At 60.3% G+C, this 15,333-nt stretch carries 17 protein-coding genes; 12 read left to right on the top strand and 5 right to left on the bottom strand.

All coding sequences use genetic code 11. The features are described 5' to 3' along the window. The first annotated feature begins 73 nt into the window (after positions 1 to 73). The 3 genes from hemF to DLM45_RS11735 all read left to right on the top strand — a co-directional run bounded on the left by hemF (position 74) and on the right by DLM45_RS11735 (position 3,493). Positions 74 to 973, top strand: coding sequence for an oxygen-dependent coproporphyrinogen oxidase (hemF, locus tag DLM45_RS11745; protein ID WP_181337290.1), 900 nt, complete (start codon positions 74 to 76; stop codon positions 971 to 973). 195 nt (positions 974 to 1,168) lie between these two features. Then, entirely contained in the window at positions 1,169 to 2,314 is a 1,146-nt protein-coding gene (locus tag DLM45_RS11740; RefSeq protein ID WP_181337289.1) for a DUF2235 domain-containing protein, read from the top strand. Between the two features lie 105 nt (positions 2,315 to 2,419). Then, a complete protein-coding gene (locus tag DLM45_RS11735) occupies positions 2,420 to 3,493 on the top strand; it encodes an alkene reductase (protein ID WP_181337288.1) in 1,074 nt (357 codons plus the stop codon). 33 nt (positions 3,494 to 3,526) lie between these two features. On the opposite strand, the gene DLM45_RS11730 is transcribed toward DLM45_RS11735, so the two are convergent. Beyond that, entirely contained in the window at positions 3,527 to 4,759 is a 1,233-nt protein-coding gene (locus DLM45_RS11730; RefSeq protein ID WP_343062291.1) for a hypothetical protein, read from the bottom strand. A 120-nt stretch (positions 4,760 to 4,879) separates the two neighbouring features. Here DLM45_RS11730 and DLM45_RS11725 point away from each other — a divergent pair, with 120 nt between their 5' ends. The 7 genes from DLM45_RS11725 (at position 4,880) to DLM45_RS11695 (ending at position 10,476) form a co-directional block, all read left to right on the top strand. Then, positions 4,880 to 5,533, top strand: coding sequence for a CoA pyrophosphatase (locus DLM45_RS11725; RefSeq protein WP_181337287.1), 654 nt, complete (start codon positions 4,880 to 4,882; stop codon positions 5,531 to 5,533). After that, complete coding sequence (locus DLM45_RS11720; RefSeq protein WP_181337286.1) at positions 5,530 to 5,826, top strand: DUF6111 family protein; 297 nt, start codon at positions 5,530 to 5,532, stop codon at positions 5,824 to 5,826. Before DLM45_RS11725 ends, DLM45_RS11720 begins: the two co-directional genes overlap by 4 nt. 4 nt (positions 5,827 to 5,830) lie before the next feature. Then, a complete protein-coding gene (locus DLM45_RS11715; RefSeq protein WP_181337285.1) occupies positions 5,831 to 7,087 on the top strand; it encodes a CCA tRNA nucleotidyltransferase in 1,257 nt (418 codons plus the stop codon). A gap of 89 nt (positions 7,088 to 7,176) precedes the next feature. After that, on the top strand, positions 7,177 to 7,410 hold the full coding sequence (locus DLM45_RS11710) for a hypothetical protein (protein ID WP_181337284.1): 234 nt from the start codon (positions 7,177 to 7,179) through the stop codon (positions 7,408 to 7,410). Positions 7,411 to 7,624: 214 nt separating this feature from the next. Next, positions 7,625 to 8,437, top strand: coding sequence for a metallophosphoesterase (locus tag DLM45_RS11705; protein ID WP_181337283.1), 813 nt, complete (start codon positions 7,625 to 7,627; stop codon positions 8,435 to 8,437). An 81-nt stretch (positions 8,438 to 8,518) separates the two neighbouring features. Beyond that, entirely contained in the window at positions 8,519 to 9,763 is a 1,245-nt protein-coding gene (locus DLM45_RS11700) for a BtaA family protein (RefSeq protein WP_181337282.1), read from the top strand. 14 nt (positions 9,764 to 9,777) lie between these two features. Next, positions 9,778 to 10,476, top strand: a complete 699-nt coding sequence (locus tag DLM45_RS11695) for a class I SAM-dependent methyltransferase (RefSeq protein WP_181337281.1) — start codon at positions 9,778 to 9,780, stop codon at positions 10,474 to 10,476. Here DLM45_RS11695 and DLM45_RS11690 read toward each other — a convergent pair. Continuing rightward, a complete protein-coding gene (locus DLM45_RS11690; protein ID WP_181337280.1) occupies positions 10,469 to 10,651 on the bottom strand; it encodes a hypothetical protein in 183 nt (60 codons plus the stop codon). The two genes, DLM45_RS11695 and DLM45_RS11690, sit on opposite strands and share 8 nt — an antisense overlap. Positions 10,652 to 10,813: 162 nt before the next feature. Continuing rightward, positions 10,814 to 11,599: a hypothetical protein gene (locus tag DLM45_RS11685; protein ID WP_181337279.1), complete on the bottom strand. Its 786-nt coding sequence runs from the start codon at positions 11,597 to 11,599 to the stop codon at positions 10,814 to 10,816. A gap of 334 nt (positions 11,600 to 11,933) precedes the next feature. Here DLM45_RS11685 and DLM45_RS11680 point away from each other — a divergent pair, with 334 nt between their 5' ends. Next, positions 11,934 to 12,362: a DUF7282 domain-containing protein gene (locus DLM45_RS11680; RefSeq protein WP_181337278.1), complete on the top strand. Its 429-nt coding sequence runs from the start codon at positions 11,934 to 11,936 to the stop codon at positions 12,360 to 12,362. A gap of 198 nt (positions 12,363 to 12,560) precedes the next feature. Then, entirely contained in the window at positions 12,561 to 12,992 is a 432-nt protein-coding gene (locus DLM45_RS11675) for a DUF7282 domain-containing protein (protein WP_181337277.1), read from the top strand. Positions 12,993 to 13,209: 217 nt separating this feature from the next. Here DLM45_RS11675 and groL read toward each other — a convergent pair whose 3' ends face one another. Together groL and groES are read right to left on the bottom strand one after the other, a co-directional pair. After that, positions 13,210 to 14,853, bottom strand: coding sequence for a chaperonin GroEL (groL, locus tag DLM45_RS11670; protein ID WP_181337276.1), 1,644 nt, complete (start codon positions 14,851 to 14,853; stop codon positions 13,210 to 13,212). A gap of 50 nt (positions 14,854 to 14,903) precedes the next feature. Beyond that, complete coding sequence (gene groES, locus DLM45_RS11665; RefSeq protein WP_181337275.1) at positions 14,904 to 15,218, bottom strand: co-chaperone GroES; 315 nt, start codon at positions 15,216 to 15,218, stop codon at positions 14,904 to 14,906. Positions 15,219 to 15,333 lie beyond the last annotated feature (115 nt).

Here is a 15,333-nt window from a genome sequence, read left to right as displayed (position 1 = left end):
GGTGTTGATCATGGATGTGGGGTATGGCTAAGGGTTATTTCAGACAAAAACAAGACAAGGCACAATACTTTCCATGGAAGACGCCCAATCGAAGCTCGAAGAACGCAAGGCTGCCGCCCGCGCCTGGTTCGAATCCCTGCGCGACGACATCGTCGCAGCATTCGGGAAACTCGAAACGGGCCTTCCCGAGACGGCGCCCCACGGAACGGACGCGCCGGGTCAATTCGTTCAAACGCCCTGGACCCGCGAGAGCGAGCAAGGCGGTGGCGGCCTGATGAGCATGGTGCACGGCCGCGTCTTCGAGAAGGCAGGCGTTCACACCTCGACGGTCCAGGGTGAATTCTCTCCTGAGTTCCGCGCGCAAATTCCAGGAGCCGCAGAAGATCCAAGGTTCTGGGCGTCCGGCATCTCGCTCATCGCCCATCCGCTCAACCCGAACGTGCCAGCCGTGCATATGAACACGCGCATGATCGTCACCAGCAAATGGTGGTTCGGCGGCGGCGCAGACCTGACACCCGTGCTGGACAAGCGCCGCGTGCAGTCCGACGCCGATACGCTCGCATTTCACGCGGCGATGTACGGCGCATGTGCAGCACACGCGATCGCCGATTATCCGAAATATAAAACCTGGTGCGATGAATACTTCTTCCTGCCCCACCGCAACGAAATGCGCGGGATCGGCGGCATCTTCTACGATTACCTGACTCCTGATGAAGATGCCGGAGGCTGGGACGCAGCCTTTGCGTTTACCAAAGACGTCGGCAAGGCATTCCTCAGCGTCTATCCGATGCTGGTTCGCGGCAACTACACGATGCCCTACACCGATGCAGACCGCGAAGAGCAGCTCATTCGCCGCGGACGCTACGTCGAATACAATCTGCTCTACGACCGCGGAACAACGTTCGGCCTCAAGACCGGCGGCAACGTCGCCAGCATTCTCTCCTCCATGCCGCCCGTCGTGAAATGGCCGTAACCGGGCAATTACGTCGAGAACATCGCCGGTTCATCGCGCTCGTTGTGGCCAATCGGCCAGCATCGGCGGGCGCGGCACCTTCAAATCCAGCCCTCGCCTTGGTCCCTGAAGGCGCGGGCCGTATAACGTCGCTCGGATGACAATGCGCACCCCTTGTATTGCGTGCGCCGGAAACGGCCTTCGGGGGAAGGCAGCATGAAACGTATTGTCTGTTCTTTCGACGGCACCTGGAACGACCAGGATCCTAAAGCGCCCCCTACCAACGTGGCGAAGCTTCACCGCGCCATCCGCCCGCGAGACCGCAAAGGTATCCGCCAGTATGTCCGCTACCTCGCTGGCATCGCCAGCGACGAGGGTATGCGCTTCGCATTCGTCAAAGGCGCAATCGGCCTGGAAGTCGGCGCGCGCATCAAGCTGGCTTACAGCTATTTGATGGACGTCTATGAACCCGGCGACGAAATCTATCTATTCGGGTTTTCACGCGGCGCCTTTGAAGCACGCAGCCTCGCAAGCTTCATTTCCCTATTCGGCATTGCGCGACCCGACAGCGAATTTTCAATCGGCAACGCCTGGGATCTCTATCGACGCAGCGATCACGAGCGCAATATCGATGCGGTGGCGGAACTCAGCGCGTCGTGCCATTATCCGGTCCGCATACGTTGCATCGGCGTTTGGGATACGGTCGGCAATATCGGCAATCCCCTAACAGGCGGCACATGGAGCAGCCGCCGTCTCGCCTTCCATGACATGCGCCTACATGACACGATCGACGTCGCGCTGCACGCGCTTTCCGTTGACGAAATTCGCGGCCCCTTCCGCCCGTCGCTCTTCACGCTTCCCGCAGAAACGTCTCTCGGCTCTCATCAGCATGTGGAGCAAGTGTGGTTCCCCGGAACGCACGCGGACATCGGCGGCGGCTGGCCGGAAACCGCCCTGTCGGATGCGCCACTGCTGTGGATGGCCGATCGCGTCTCCGCCACCACGGATCTCGACATCGATTTCGATCAGTTGAGTGCGATTGCAAATCCTGACTGCTTCGGCGCGCAGCACGCGTCGGCCACGGGCTGGGTTTATGCGTTCAGCCGCGCATTTCCATTCATCCGCCTCGTTCGCCAAAACGACGAAGCGATCTCACCCGCGCGCCGACGCTGGTTCCGATCCTGGCGCAGCAGCAAGACCGAAAGCGGCTTTCTCTCTCTGAATGAAGCCATTCACGAAAGCGCCCGCCGCCGCTTTGGCGAAACGGTTATCGAGATGCACAAGAAGCGTCCCCGGAAAATTATCTATGAGCCCCGCAGCCTCGCGGCAGCCATGGAAACAGACCGGATGCCGGAAACCTGAACAGCCCTCAGAGGCCTTAAGCCACATGGATCGCGATGCGTGGCCGCAGTTGCGCGGCGGGACGCCTAGCGCCACATTCCTCCTAATCAACGACGGAAAGAAAATATGACATCGCTGTTTGATCCCCTAAAGGCTGGCGCTTTCACGCTTAAAAATCGCATCGTTCTCGCTCCCCTCACCCGATGCCGTTCAAGCGAAGGCCGCGTCCCAAACGATTTGATGCGCGAGTATTATAGTCAGCGCGCCTCCGCCGGATTGATGCTGACAGAAGCGACCTCCATTTCGCCGATGGGTGTCGGCTATCCCGATACGCCGGGCATCTGGTCGGATGAGCAGGTCGCGGGCTGGAAGCGCATCACCGATGCAGTACACGCCAAGGGCGGCACGATCCTGCTGCAGCTTTGGCATGTCGGCCGCATCTCTGATCCGATTTATCTCGACGGCGCGCTACCGTTTGCGCCAAGCGCAATCGCACCGAAAGGACACATCAGCCTCGTGCGCCCAAAGCGCGAGTTTGTCGTTCCGCGCGCACTTGAGATCGACGAACTCCCAGGCATCATCGCGGAGTATCGGCGCGGCGCAGAGAACGCCAAACGCGCAGGTTTTGACGGCGTCGAAGTCCACGGCGCCAATGGCTACCTGCTCGATCAATTCCTTCAGGACAGCACCAACAAACGCACCGACGCTTACGGTGGACCGATCGAAAATCGCGCGCGACTGATGCTTGAAGCCGTTGACGCTGCAATCGCGGTCTGGGGCGCGGATCGCGTCGGGCTCCATCTCGCGCCGCGCGGCGACACTCACGACATGGGCGACAACGATCCGCTCGCGACGTTCGGATACGTTGCCGAGCAGGTTGGCCGCCGCGGTCTCGCTTTCATCTGCACGCGAGAGAAACAGGGCCCAGGATCAATCACCGCTGATCTGAAGAAGCGCTTCGGCGGCGTCACGATCGCCAACGAAAAGTTCACGAAGGAGACTGCGGAAGCCGTCCTTGCATCGGGCGATGCGGACGCCGTTGCCTTTGGTCAGCTCTTCATTGCCAACCCGGATCTGCCCAAGCGTTTCAAGATCGGTGCCGAGTTGAATGCGCCGGACCCCACGACATTCTACGCTCAGGGGCCGGAAGGCTATACCGATTATCCGATGCTCTCCGGCCGGGAAACCGAACACGCTTGAAGCATCATCGAGCCGACGCGCACAGCATCACACTCAGCGATTGGATGCGCGTCGGCTCAACACTTCATCGAATGCGGATGCAAATTCCTTCGAACCGGCGGTCGTGACGGCCTGCGTCATACGCCGGTCCAGTTCGGCCTTAAGCTGCGATCCAGTTAGCCCGATCACCATCTTGTTCACGTAGTAAGCGCGCCGCGCGAAAAAGTTCGCCGTCGGAGCTGATGCGCCAGGCTCATCCAGCATCTCGAGTCCGGTAAGCGGACCAGCAAGATTCATCAGCTCGAGTTCCGCGCCCGTCAGCGAATGCCGTCCCTGCTGAGCGGCCGTGTCCTTCAGCGTTCTGAGTTTCATCGCCTGCAGCATTGGCCCGATGTCGCCATCGATGTTGAGCGTATGGATCCCCATGCCGACTTCGGTCTTCGCGTAAGCCTGCTGAACATGCCACTCGAACTTGAGTTTCTTGACGTTCGCATACATCCGCTTCAACACCGCCAGCTTGCGCTTCAGTGAGGCCGTACGCTCCGGCGTATTGTTGGGATTATGCAGACGCTGGTTTAGCCGCGCGATGAACGTTGCACCGCTGCGCGCCAACTCGTTGATCGAGTTGGCGTCCAGAAGCTGCGCATACCCAAGCGCGCTCGAAATCGCGCGGCCCGTCTTGCGCGCCGGGTGAATTCCGGCCTGCATGTCGTAAGTGCCGATGCCGCCCGTTTCGAGAGCATAGACCCGCACGACCTGATCTTTGGAAAGCCCGAGCGCCGTTGCCTCTTCCGCGTAGCGAAGCTTGAACTCGCGCTCGCTCACACGCTCGGGCGTAAAGTTATACACGCGCTTGGCCGCTGCCAGATAATCACTGACCGTTGAGAGCTCCTTCGGCGGCGTCGGGCTCGTCGTCTTTTGCTGCTCCAAAAATGAATTGTATTTTTTCGCCAACGACGGCGCGAGCGATGGACCTTTGTATTGCGGCGGCAAGCTCATCTCATAGTCGCTGCGCTCGAACGGCAGCTTGCGGGCGCGCTTTTTCCGCCGGCCCTGCCGCTTTGCTTCGACGCTATCCCAATAGCTGTCGACCTGATCGTTGAAGACGGCACGCTGCTGCCGCCACTCGCGAAACTGGCCAATCTCGGCGTCAGAAAGGGAAGATAAAAACTCGGCGGTCGACGAGGCGGCCAAGGCGGTCCGCGGCGCAATGACCGAAAGCCCGCACGCAAACGTCAAAACGGCCAACAGCGCACAGAGGAAGGTCTTCGTTCCGGTGTTCGCCACGTGCGGTCTCATTATCCTGTCAGGCCAGCACGAGTGTGCGCTACCATTCAATCCTATCGTGATTCAGCGCGACTCGGCCACCCGCTCGTGCCGCACGCCCAGATCAGTTATGATTGTGAAATGAGCCCACTTTCTGCCTCCAATGTGGCCATCGAGCTTGATGCCGCCAACTTTGCGCGGCTTGCCCGGTCGCGATTGCTGAATATCCCGCCAGATCTCCACGACGCCCAAGGCCCGGGCGACGACGATCTTAACCCCGGCGCGAACAGGTACGCGGCCACCCCGCGCCATGCCGCCGTCCTGGTCCCCGTCGTGGCTCGCGATCCCTTGACCGTCATTCTGACAGAGCGGACGGCGCATCTCTCCGCCCACGCGGGACAGATCGCCTTTCCGGGCGGCAAGGTCGAAACCTTCGACGAAACACCCTTCGCCGCGGCGGCCCGCGAGGCGAGAGAGGAAGTCGCCCTTGGTTCGGAGTTTCTCGACCTGCTGGGGTACCTCCCGGCCTACCGCACCGGCACCGGCTACATCGTCACCCCGGCCGTGGCGCTCGTCCGCCCCGGCTTTACCCTTGAGGCGGAGCCCACCGAAGTCGCTCGCGTGTTCGAGGTGCCGCTCGCATTTTTGATGAACGAAGCCAACCATAGGATCGAAAGCAGATTGTGGAGCAGCGGTGAACGACGCTTCTATGCGATGCCCTACGGCGAACACTATATATGGGGAGCGACTGCGGGGATCATCCGCTCGCTCTATCGGAGACTGGTCAGCGCATGAGCCGCATCGTTATCGAGAATATTTTCTTCTTCATGCTCCCAACGGTCGCTTACATCGCCTGGGTCGCATTCAAGGACGATGAATGGGCGGGCATTGGCGCCGTGTTGCGCCGGGCCCCGCTGCTGCGCCTGTTCGTTGCCGGTGCCGCGCTGATGCTGGCAACGCTGGTCACTTTCTCATCGCGCTCGCACAACAACCCGCAGGACGTTTACGTGCCCCCGTCGGTTCAAGACGGAAAGCTTACGCCCGGTCACACCATCCATGAGCCGCCAGCCAAGGCGCAAGACAACTGACGCCATGACGGAACCGCACGCGCAACATATCCGCATCCGCGGAGACTGGCTGAACGCGGAACCGCTTCGCCGTGTATTCGCCGCGCTTACGGCTGGAAAGGCCGAAACGCGCGTCATCGGCGGTGCCGTACGCGACGCGCTCTACGGTCGGCCTGTCCGCGAGGTCGACCTGGCAACAACCGCCATACCCGACGAAGTGATCCGCCTTGCACGAGCGGCCGGACTGGGCACGCATCCAACCGGCCTCGCGCACGGCACCGTCACGCTCGTCTCGAATGGCCACACGTTTGAAGTCACGACACTGCGCCGGGACGTTGAAACGGACGGCCGCCACGCCGTCGTCGCCTTCACGACATCGTGGAGCGAAGACGCAGACCGGCGCGATTTCACGATCAACGCGCTCTCCTGCTCCGAGAACGGCACGCTATTCGACACCGTCGGCGGCGTCGACGACATTCGTCACCGCCGCGTGCGTTTCATTGGCGACGCCAAAACGCGCATTCGCGAAGATTATCTCCGCATCCTCCGCTTCTTTCGCTTCAGCGCTGGCTACAGCGAGGGACAGCTCGATCCCACAGGACTTGCCGCTGTTACGGCTTTGAAGGACGGCCTTTCCGGACTCGCCGCTGAGCGCATCCGCAGTGAATTGATGAAATTGCTCACGGCGCGGCACGCTCCGGAAGTCGTCGCCGCAATGAACGAGGCGGGCATCCTCCCGCTCCTTGTGCGAACCAACATCGCTCCGCAACGGCTGACCCGACTAGCCAGCATCGAAACGGCCCTTGGCCGCCGCGCCGATCCGATCACTCGCCTAGCCGCACTTGCTGTTTCCACCCCCGAGGATGCCGCAATCCTTGGCCGTGACTTGCGCCTTTCGAACGCCGAAACCGACGCCCTGGAAGTCATCGCAATCGCCGTGCCGGAAATCGATCCGGCAGCGCCAGACGCCACCGCACGCGCCCAACTGTACAAGCTTGGACCGGAAGCCTTTTCCCGCGCCGTAATTGCCGCCTGGGCGCGTTCCGAAGCCTCGGTGACGGATAACGCATGGCGACGCCGCGCCCTTCTGGCGGACCGCTGGAAGGCACCACAGATGCCGTTCTCCGGCGCCGACGTTCTCGCCCTCGGCACAGCACCCGGCCCCGCCGTCGGACGCATCCTCGATGCCTTCGAACGATGGTGGATGGCCGCCGATTTTCCGCAATGCAAAACGACGTTGCGTGCAAAGCTCGCTGCGTTGACTGCGGAGCAACTTGGTTAACGAACCGTTAAATATGTCTTTGTGTTCGGCCCGAGCAAAGTTAAGATGCTCTCCGGGGTTTTCTATTTGTAACGCGTCAGGGACACCCGATGAGCACCATCCGCCGTGAGCGTGAGCGCTCGCTCAAGTTCGTCCAAGTCTTCTTCGCCATCCTCGCCCTCATCAGCCTCGCAGCCGCTCTCGCGGTATCGACGCGCGGCTCAGACTTAGGGCTTCCGGAATCCTCCACCGTTCCGATCGCAATGGCCTTCTTACTCGTCGGTGCCATCGACACGGTGTTGCTGTTCGTCTGGGAACGGATCTTCCAGCGCATCGAATACTGATCCGGTCACCAGTATCGAACCCTGAATTCGCGCCGAGTCGTCGCGCGGACTGATTCTGTCATACGCCTGTTACATGAATCCGGCTCATCGCGTGCCATGGAGAGCTTAGAGCGCGTCCAGAAAACGCGCACCGCTTTCCTCAACTGAGCACGATACCGCGCTGGCGGCCGCCTCGACAAAAACGAGCTGCTAGCATTGCGATGAGGGGGCGACGGTGAGCGCATCCACCGCCACGGGCGAGTTCAATTATCGCGCCGTATTCATTTCCGATGTCCATTTGGGCATGCGCAGTTCCCAAACTGCAGCCCTGCTCGACTTTCTGAAAGACGTCGAATGCGAGGTTCTCTATCTCGTCGGCGACATCGTCGATTTCTGGAAGGTGCGCCGCGGCCCGCATTGGCCGCAGAGCCACAACGACGTTCTTCAGAAACTTCTGCGCAAAGCCCGCAAAGGCACGCGCATCATCTTCATTCCCGGCAATCACGACGACGGATTGCGCGAATATACCGGCATGCATTTCGGCGGCGTTGAATTGCATCGCGACGCGATCCACGAAAGCGCGGACGGCAAAAAATACCTCGTTCTGCATGGCGATGAATTCGACGTCGTCGTTCGTTACGCACGCTGGCTCGCCTTCCTGGGAGACCGCTCCTACGACGCGGCGCTCGCGCTCAACGTTCCGCTGAATTTCGCACGCCGCATATTCGGGCTGGGCCACTGGTCATTGTCGGCATTCTTGAAGCGGAAAGTTAAAACCGCTGTCAGCTACATCGGCGAATTTGAAGAAGCGCTCGCAAGCGAAGCGCGCAGGCGCGGCGCCTCCGGTCTCATCTGCGGTCACATCCACCACGCCAACGATCGGATGATCGCCGGTATCCATTACCTGAATTGCGGCGACTGGGTCGAAAGCTGCACCGCGATCGCCGAGCGCTTCGACGGCACATTCGAAATCATCGACTGGAAAAGCGTCATGCAGAAGCGGGCCCAGCGCGGAACCCGGCGCGGAGGCCTGGTTGAAGCGGCTTGAAAGCCACTTACGCCAACACACCACGAAATCTCATTCAACCACACAGCAACCCGAAACCAGAGTTCGTTTGGAGATCCCTTGATGGATGCCACGGCACGACTGATGACACCCGACAGTGCGGACCTCCTGAGCGAGGCCGTACATCGCAACAGGGCGCTCAGCAGCACCGGTGTTCTCGAACGCGTTTTCACGTTCGCGTTCCGCTCGCTTGTCTATCCGCAAATCTGGGAAGATCCCCGCGCCGACATGGAAGCGCTGGAACTCGACTCGCAAAGCCGCATCGTCACGATCGCCTCCGGCGGCTGCAACGTGATGAGCTACCTCACGGCAAATCCAGCGCGCATCTACGCGGTTGATCTCAACCGGACTCACATTGCCCTTCTAAACTTGAAGCTGGCAGCGGCACGCCACCTTCCAACCCACTTGGCGTTCTTCCGCTTCTTCGGCGCTGCTGACGATCGCCGCAACGTCTACCTCTATCGCGATCTCATCGCCCCTCACCTCGATGCGTCGAGCCGCGCTTATTGGGAAGGCCGCGACGCAACCGGCCGCCAACGGATTTCGCGCTTCGCTCGCAATTTCTATCGCCACGGACTTCTCGGCCGCTTCATCTCGACAGGACACATCCTTGCACGCGTGCTGGGCGTAAACCCAAAGCGCTTGCTGGAAGCAAAATCGCTGAGCGAGCAGCGCGAGATCTTCGATCGCGAGTTCGCGCCAGCCTTCGAGCGCCCGCTCCTGCGATGGCTGACGGCAAATCGAGCATCGCTGTTCGGGCTCGGAATTCCTCCGGCGCAATATGAGGCCCTGTCCGAACACGGCGCTCAGCCGATGGCCTCCGTTCTGAAAGCGCGCACGGAGCGGCTCGCAACCGCATTCGATCTGAAGGACAACTACTTCGCCTGGCAGGCATTCGGCCGCCGCTACGCAGCCGAAGGCCAAGGCCCGTGCCCGCCCTACCTCGAAAAAGCAAACTTCCTCGCGATCAAGACGCGCACCGGATGCGTCAGCGCGATCCACGACAACTTCATTCACTTCCTTGAGAACGAGCCCGCATCCAGCCTTGACCGATACGTTCTGCTCGACGCCCAGGATTGGATGGACGACAAAACCCTCACCAAGCTCTGGCGCGAAATCACGCGCACGGCACGCCCTGGCGCCCGTGTCATCTTCCGCACAGCCGGCGAAAAAACCATTCTGCCCGGCCGTGTTCCTGCGGCACTGCTCGACCGTTGGCGCTATGACGAAGCGCGCTCCGCGGAAATTCACGCAAAGGATCGCTCCGCCATCTACGGCGGCTTCCACCTGTACATCAAAACCGCTTGATCAACGGACGGCAGATGACCAACCACGCCGATACGATGAATGCCATCTACCGCCATCAGCGTTTCATCTATGACGTGACCCGTCGCCCCTACCTTTTCGGGCGCGACAGGATGCTGGCGGCGGTCGAGCCGCCACCATGCGGTTCGGTTCTGGAAATCGGCTGCGGAACGGCGCGCAACCTGCTGCGTGCCGCACGCCTCTATCCCGACGCGGACTTTTTCGGCATCGACCTTTCGGGTGAAATGCTGAAGACGGCACGCGCCGCCGTGGCGAGAAGCCCGTTTCGCGACACCATCCAGCTCGCCGAAGCCGACGCGGCGACGTTCTCCGCCCGCAACCTGTTCGGCCTCTATGCGGCAGACCGCATCGTAATCTCATATGCGTTGTCGATGATCCCCGCATGGGAGAAGGTTCTCGACAACGCACTTACGCAGCTTGCCCCGCGCGGCGAACTGCACATCGTCGATTTCGGCAGCATGAACGGATTGCACCCCGTTCCGCGACGCGCCCTTCGCGCGTGGTTGCGCCACTTCAGCGTAACGCCGCGTCTCGATCTTTCAGACGTTGCAACGAAGATCGCGTCACGGCATGGCCGCGATACCAGATTCAGCGAAGGCAAACTCGGATACGCGGCGCATGTCCGAATTGGCCAGCACCAACCGGATGGCCTTTCGACGCCGCTGCCGGATCGACTAGCAGCTTGGCTTAGCTGACGCCGGGCCCGCGCAATTGCGTAAGCGCCACCTGGATACGGCGCCAGTCATCAACAAGCCGCTTATCGCCGCTCTCTTCGACTTTGCGAACCATTTGAGCCGCTTCAGCCAGCGCCTTCGCGCCGTGGGCTTCAAACAGTTGCCGCGCGTGCGCTTGAATTTCTACCGCATTCATAGTCGCCTCCTGTTCGCGCCTTGATGGCAACAGTTTAGTCCAGCAACGCGGAAAGCAAAGTCTCGCGAAGAGAAATGTGATCGCGCTGAAAACGTTTCCCAGAAAAGTGAAAGCCCCGGAAACCGGGGCTTTCTTTGTTGCGATGCTCTGAAGCATTCGGCGTTAGGCCGGAGCGCCTGCAGGTGGCGCAGCAGCCGGTGCAGGCGTTGGATGTGCTGCTCCGTTAGGAAACGCTGCAGCGGCTGGCGCTTCAGCAAGAGCTTCGGGCTCGACAGCAACCTCTGCCGGGGCCTCTGCCGCAGGTGCCTCGGCCGGTGCTTCGGCTGCGGCCGCAGCATCTGCTTGAGGTTCTTCAGCAGCCTCCGTAGCAGCGGGCTCACTTGCCGTTGCCGCGGCTTCCGCAGGTGCCTCCTCAGCGGCCGGTGCAGCTTCTGCCGCTGGAGCCGCTTCTTCTGCAGGTGCTTCGGCAGGTGCCGCTTCAGCCGTCGCCTCCGGTTGCGCTTCAGCCGCAGGTGCCTCCGCAGCATCTACTTCACCAGCTACCTCAGAACTGGCCTCAGCCGCAGGCTCTGCAGCAGCTTCCGCCTCTGCTGAAACCTCCGCCGTAGCTTCAGCCGGAGCCGCATCTGCAGCGCCGTCTGCGGCCTCAGCCGCTGGCTCCGCCTCTGCCACCACGTCAGCAGCAACAGCGTCGTCAACCGCCGACGCCGTACCCCCGTCGGCATCGGCGGTTTCCCCGGCGCCATCGGCAACCGAAGCGGCCCCCTCATCTTGTCCGGCACTGTCGTGAGTCACGTCGTCGTTCGCCGCCACAGGAGCCAACGCTGCTGCGAGTTCGTCGATGGCCCGCTCGACCGCTTTCATCGCCTTAAAGTCAGATGTTGCCTCAACACGCGTGCGAACGTCCCCGTGTAACGCCTTGAGCTTGGATAGAATATCTTCTGACATTTATTCTTCCTCTCATCTTTGTGATTTAGAGAAAAACCCGCCCATCACCGACGCATGACTAATCATGCCGATGCTCAACCTCGAATTTTGCAGTAATGCGCAAGAATAAATGTACAGGAATTCTCTCGAACGCGAACCCCTGCGGCAAACTGTACACAGCAATAAATTGCCCGGATCCGTTTTCGAAATCGACCGACGCCGCTCCATCACCTCACGCGGGCTCGCGTTTTTGTGAGAGAAGTTCAAGTAACCGCGAGATTGAACCCTCGGTACCGGGCCTCCAAGTCGATAGGAGCGGTATCAGCCGCCGACAACGAGGATAGAGGAGTTCCCCATGCCGGCCCGTTTGATTGTTTCCGTTTTCGCGCTTGCAGTGACTGCATCGTCATTCACGCAACCCGCATCCGCAATGCAGGAATCCGCCGTCGACGCAGCCAAGACGCCAGCCTCTGTGATCGTGATGGATCAGAAGTTGGATCGCCCTGAAGTCAACGTCAGCTATGTCTTCGCTCCCGAAAACGCCTTCGCCGTCGTCTACGGAAAGGGCGACAATGCCAAGAGCGTGCTCGGCTCAATCGCCGTCGCAGCGGGCGATCATCGCGACGTGAAAATTCCAATCTCGGAAAATGCCAAAGCCGGAGACGAACTCTGGATCTCGGTCTATCGCGCCAAGGACGACAGCAAGACGTTCGATCGAGAGAGCGCAACGCCATACTGGACGGCAGAAAACTTGCCTTCGACAAACGGCTTCGTCGTTCGCTAACACCGACAGGAAAGCCCCGCAGCGATGCGGGGCTTTTCGACTTTCGGTCGTCCAAAAGAATGGGTTTCCGGCCAATCAATCGCAGCATCGTGAGATTAAATCTCGAACAGACTCGATTGCCGTCGCGTCAAGCTCATCCCAAATCGAGAACAGGACGCTCGTTCCGAACGCCCCTATCGACGATAGGAGGATCATCTCATGACAATACGAATGAACGCTTCGGTGATCGCACTTGCATTCGCGGCCGCTGCATTCGCGCAACCGGCTCTCGCGCTTCAAAATACCGGTGACACTGCAGGTACGCAGGCTTCGATCATCGTCATGAATCAGAAGCTCAAGGATTCAAAGGTAAAGCTCACCTACGCGTATGCTCCAGAGAAGAGCTTCGCCGTCGTCTTCCGAAGCGATGAGGGCGGGAAGACCGCCGGAAAGCCGCTCGGCACGGTTGAACTGAATGCCGGCGATCATCGCAACGTCGACATCCCGCTCTCAGGCGTGAAACCCGGCGACAAGCTGTGGGTGTCCCTCTATCAGGTGCAGAACGGCGACACGCAATTCAACCGCGCGCACGACGTCTCGTATTGGGCCGGCAAAAATCTGCCCAAGGCGAACAGCTTCATCATCCAGTGACATGACAAACAAAAAGCCCCGCAGCGATGCGGGGCTTTTCGATATCTGAGCTCGTCTAAGCTTGGGCTTGGACCTGGCCTTCGAAGTTTCTGCACCATCCGGCCGGTTGCCCGGCGGGGAATCGGAAAGTGCTTCTGCCTCTTGCACCCAGCAAGAACACCCGCGCCGGGCGGCCGGCTCCCAGAAGGGGAGTCGCCCGGCGCAGACAAAGAACTTCTTAGAAGTCCATGCCGCCCATTCCGCCCATGCCGCCAGGAGCAGCGTGCGAATGGCCGCCTTCCTTCTTCGGCACGTCGGCGATCATCGCTTCCGTCGTGATCAACAGACCAGCAACCGAAGCTGCGTCCTGCAGCGCGCAACGCACAACCTTAGTCGGGTCGATGACGCCCTGCTTGTAGAGATCGCCATACTGGTGCGACTGAGCGTTGTAGCCGAAGGCATACGACGTGTTCTCGAGGATCTTGCCGACGATCACCGAGCCATCTTCACCGGCGTTGGCCGAGATCTGACGAGCCGGAGCCTGCAGCGCCTTGCGAACGATGTTGATGCCGACCTTCTGGTCGTCGTTCTCAGGCTTCAGGCTTTCGAGAGCCTTCACTGCACGGAGAAGCGCAACGCCGCCGCCGGGAACGATGCCTTCTTCAACGGCCGCGCGCGTTGCGTGCAGCGCGTCGTCGACGCGATCCTTACGTTCCTTGACTTCGACTTCAGTCGCACCGCCGACCTTGATGACAGCAACGCCGCCAGCAAGCTTCGCGAGACGTTCCTGGAGCTTCTCACGGTCGTAGTCCGAGGTCGTTTCCTCGATCTGCGCCTTGATCTGCTTCACGCGTGCTTCGATGTCGGCCTTCTTGCCCGAACCATCGACAACAGTCGTGTTTTCCTTGTCGATCGTCACCTTCTTGGCGCGGCCGAGCATCTCGAGCGTTACCGTCTCGAGCTTGATGCCGAGATCTTCCGAGATCACGGTGCCGCCCGTCAGAACTGCGATGTCTTCAAGCATGGCCTTGCGGCGATCGCCGAAGCCCGGAGCCTTGACAGCAGCAACCTTGAGGCCGCCACGCAGCTTGTTGACGACGAGCGTAGCAAGAGCTTCGCCTTCGACGTCTTCAGCGATGATGAGGAGCGGCTTGCCCGACTGAACAACGGCTTCCAGAACCGGAAGCATTGCCTGCAGACCCGAGAGCTTCTTCTCATGAATGAGAATGTAGGGGCTTTCGAGTTCAGCGATCATCTTGTCGGCGTTGGTAATGAAGTACGGCGAGAGATAGCCGCGATCGAACTGCATGCCTTCAACGACATCGAGTTCGAAATCGAGCGTCTTGGATTCTTCAACCGTGATGACGCCTTCCGAACCGACCTTTTCCATCGCTTCGGCAATCTTCTTGCCAACGACTTCGTCGCCGTTCGCCGAGATCGTGCCAACCTGGCCGATCTGGTCTTTCGTAACTTTCTTGGAGTTCGTCTTGAGGTCGTCGATGACGGCCTGAACAGCAAGGTCAACGCCGCGCTTCAGGTCCATCGGGTTCGCACCGGCAGCAACCGACTTCGCGCCTTCGCGAACGATTGCCTGGGCCAGAACGGTCGCCGTCGTCGTGCCGTCGCCTGCGAGGTCGGCGGTCTTCGAAGCAACTTCGCGCAGCATCTGCGCGCCCATATTCTCGAACTTGTCTTCGAGCTCGATTTCCTTCGCAACCGTCACGCCGTCCTTCGTGATGCGCGGAGCACCGAACGACTTTTCGATGACAACGTTACGGCCCTTCGGACCGAGCGTCACCTTTACTGCGTTGGCAAGAATGTCGACGCCGCGAAGCATACGCTCGCGGGCATCTTGCGAAAACTTGACGTCTTTAGCTGCCATGTAAGCAACTCCTGATGTAGCTGAAAATAGAAGGGTGGGGGGAGCCCGTATTAGGCGGCAGCTTTGGCCTTCGCCGGAGCTGCGAGAACGCCGAGAATGTCGCTCTCCTTCATGATCAGGAGATCCTGACCGTCGATCTTCACTTCGCTGCCCGACCACTTGCCGAACAACACGCGGTCACCGACCTTAACGTCGAGAGCGTGCACCTTGCCCGCTTCGTCACGTGCGCCGGGGCCAACGGCGACGACTTCGCCCTGCTGCGGCTTTTCCTTGGCGGTATCGGGGATGATGATCCCGCCTTTCGTCTTCGCATCTTCCTCGATGCGCTTAACAACCACGCGATCGTGGAGGGGACGGAACGTCATGGGTATAACCTCATGAATTTGATGAGAAAATTACGTTGCAACACCCAAGTGCAAGATGGCGGCGGAGCTACTCATGCGGCTCCGAGAGCCGCATTTGCATCACCAGCCAAGTCAA

The sequence above is a fragment of the Hyphomicrobium methylovorum genome, from assembly GCF_013626205.1.
GTDB lineage: Bacteria > Pseudomonadota > Alphaproteobacteria > Rhizobiales > Hyphomicrobiaceae > Hyphomicrobium_B > Hyphomicrobium_B methylovorum.
This window is presented reverse-complemented; position numbering and strand designations above follow the sequence as displayed.

Excerpts from the sequence above, each read along its gene's own strand:
- DLM45_RS11700 (WP_181337282.1), top strand. The coding sequence starts at position 8,519 with ATGGATGCCACGGCACGACTGATGACACCCGACAGTGCGGACCTCCTG.
- DLM45_RS11690 (WP_181337280.1), bottom strand. The coding sequence starts at position 10,651 with ATGAATGCGGTAGAAATTCAAGCGCACGCGCGGCAACTGTTTGAAGCC.
- DLM45_RS11710 (WP_181337284.1), top strand. The coding sequence starts at position 7,177 with ATGAGCACCATCCGCCGTGAGCGTGAGCGCTCGCTCAAGTTCGTCCAA.
- DLM45_RS11680 (WP_181337278.1), top strand. The coding sequence starts at position 11,934 with ATGCCGGCCCGTTTGATTGTTTCCGTTTTCGCGCTTGCAGTGACTGCA.
- DLM45_RS11720 (WP_181337286.1), top strand. The coding sequence starts at position 5,530 with ATGAGCCGCATCGTTATCGAGAATATTTTCTTCTTCATGCTCCCAACG.
- groL (WP_181337276.1), bottom strand. The coding sequence starts at position 14,853 with ATGGCAGCTAAAGACGTCAAGTTTTCGCAAGATGCCCGCGAGCGTATG.
- DLM45_RS11715 (WP_181337285.1), top strand. The coding sequence starts at position 5,831 with ATGACGGAACCGCACGCGCAACATATCCGCATCCGCGGAGACTGGCTG.
- hemF (WP_181337290.1), top strand. The coding sequence starts at position 74 with ATGGAAGACGCCCAATCGAAGCTCGAAGAACGCAAGGCTGCCGCCCGC.
- groES (WP_181337275.1), bottom strand. The coding sequence starts at position 15,218 with ATGACGTTCCGTCCCCTCCACGATCGCGTGGTTGTTAAGCGCATCGAG.
- DLM45_RS11685 (WP_181337279.1), bottom strand. The coding sequence starts at position 11,599 with ATGTCAGAAGATATTCTATCCAAGCTCAAGGCGTTACACGGGGACGTT.
- DLM45_RS11725 (WP_181337287.1), top strand. The coding sequence starts at position 4,880 with ATGAGCCCACTTTCTGCCTCCAATGTGGCCATCGAGCTTGATGCCGCC.
- DLM45_RS11735 (WP_181337288.1), top strand. The coding sequence starts at position 2,420 with ATGACATCGCTGTTTGATCCCCTAAAGGCTGGCGCTTTCACGCTTAAA.
- DLM45_RS11675 (WP_181337277.1), top strand. The coding sequence starts at position 12,561 with ATGACAATACGAATGAACGCTTCGGTGATCGCACTTGCATTCGCGGCC.
- DLM45_RS11740 (WP_181337289.1), top strand. The coding sequence starts at position 1,169 with ATGAAACGTATTGTCTGTTCTTTCGACGGCACCTGGAACGACCAGGAT.
- DLM45_RS11695 (WP_181337281.1), top strand. The coding sequence starts at position 9,778 with ATGACCAACCACGCCGATACGATGAATGCCATCTACCGCCATCAGCGT.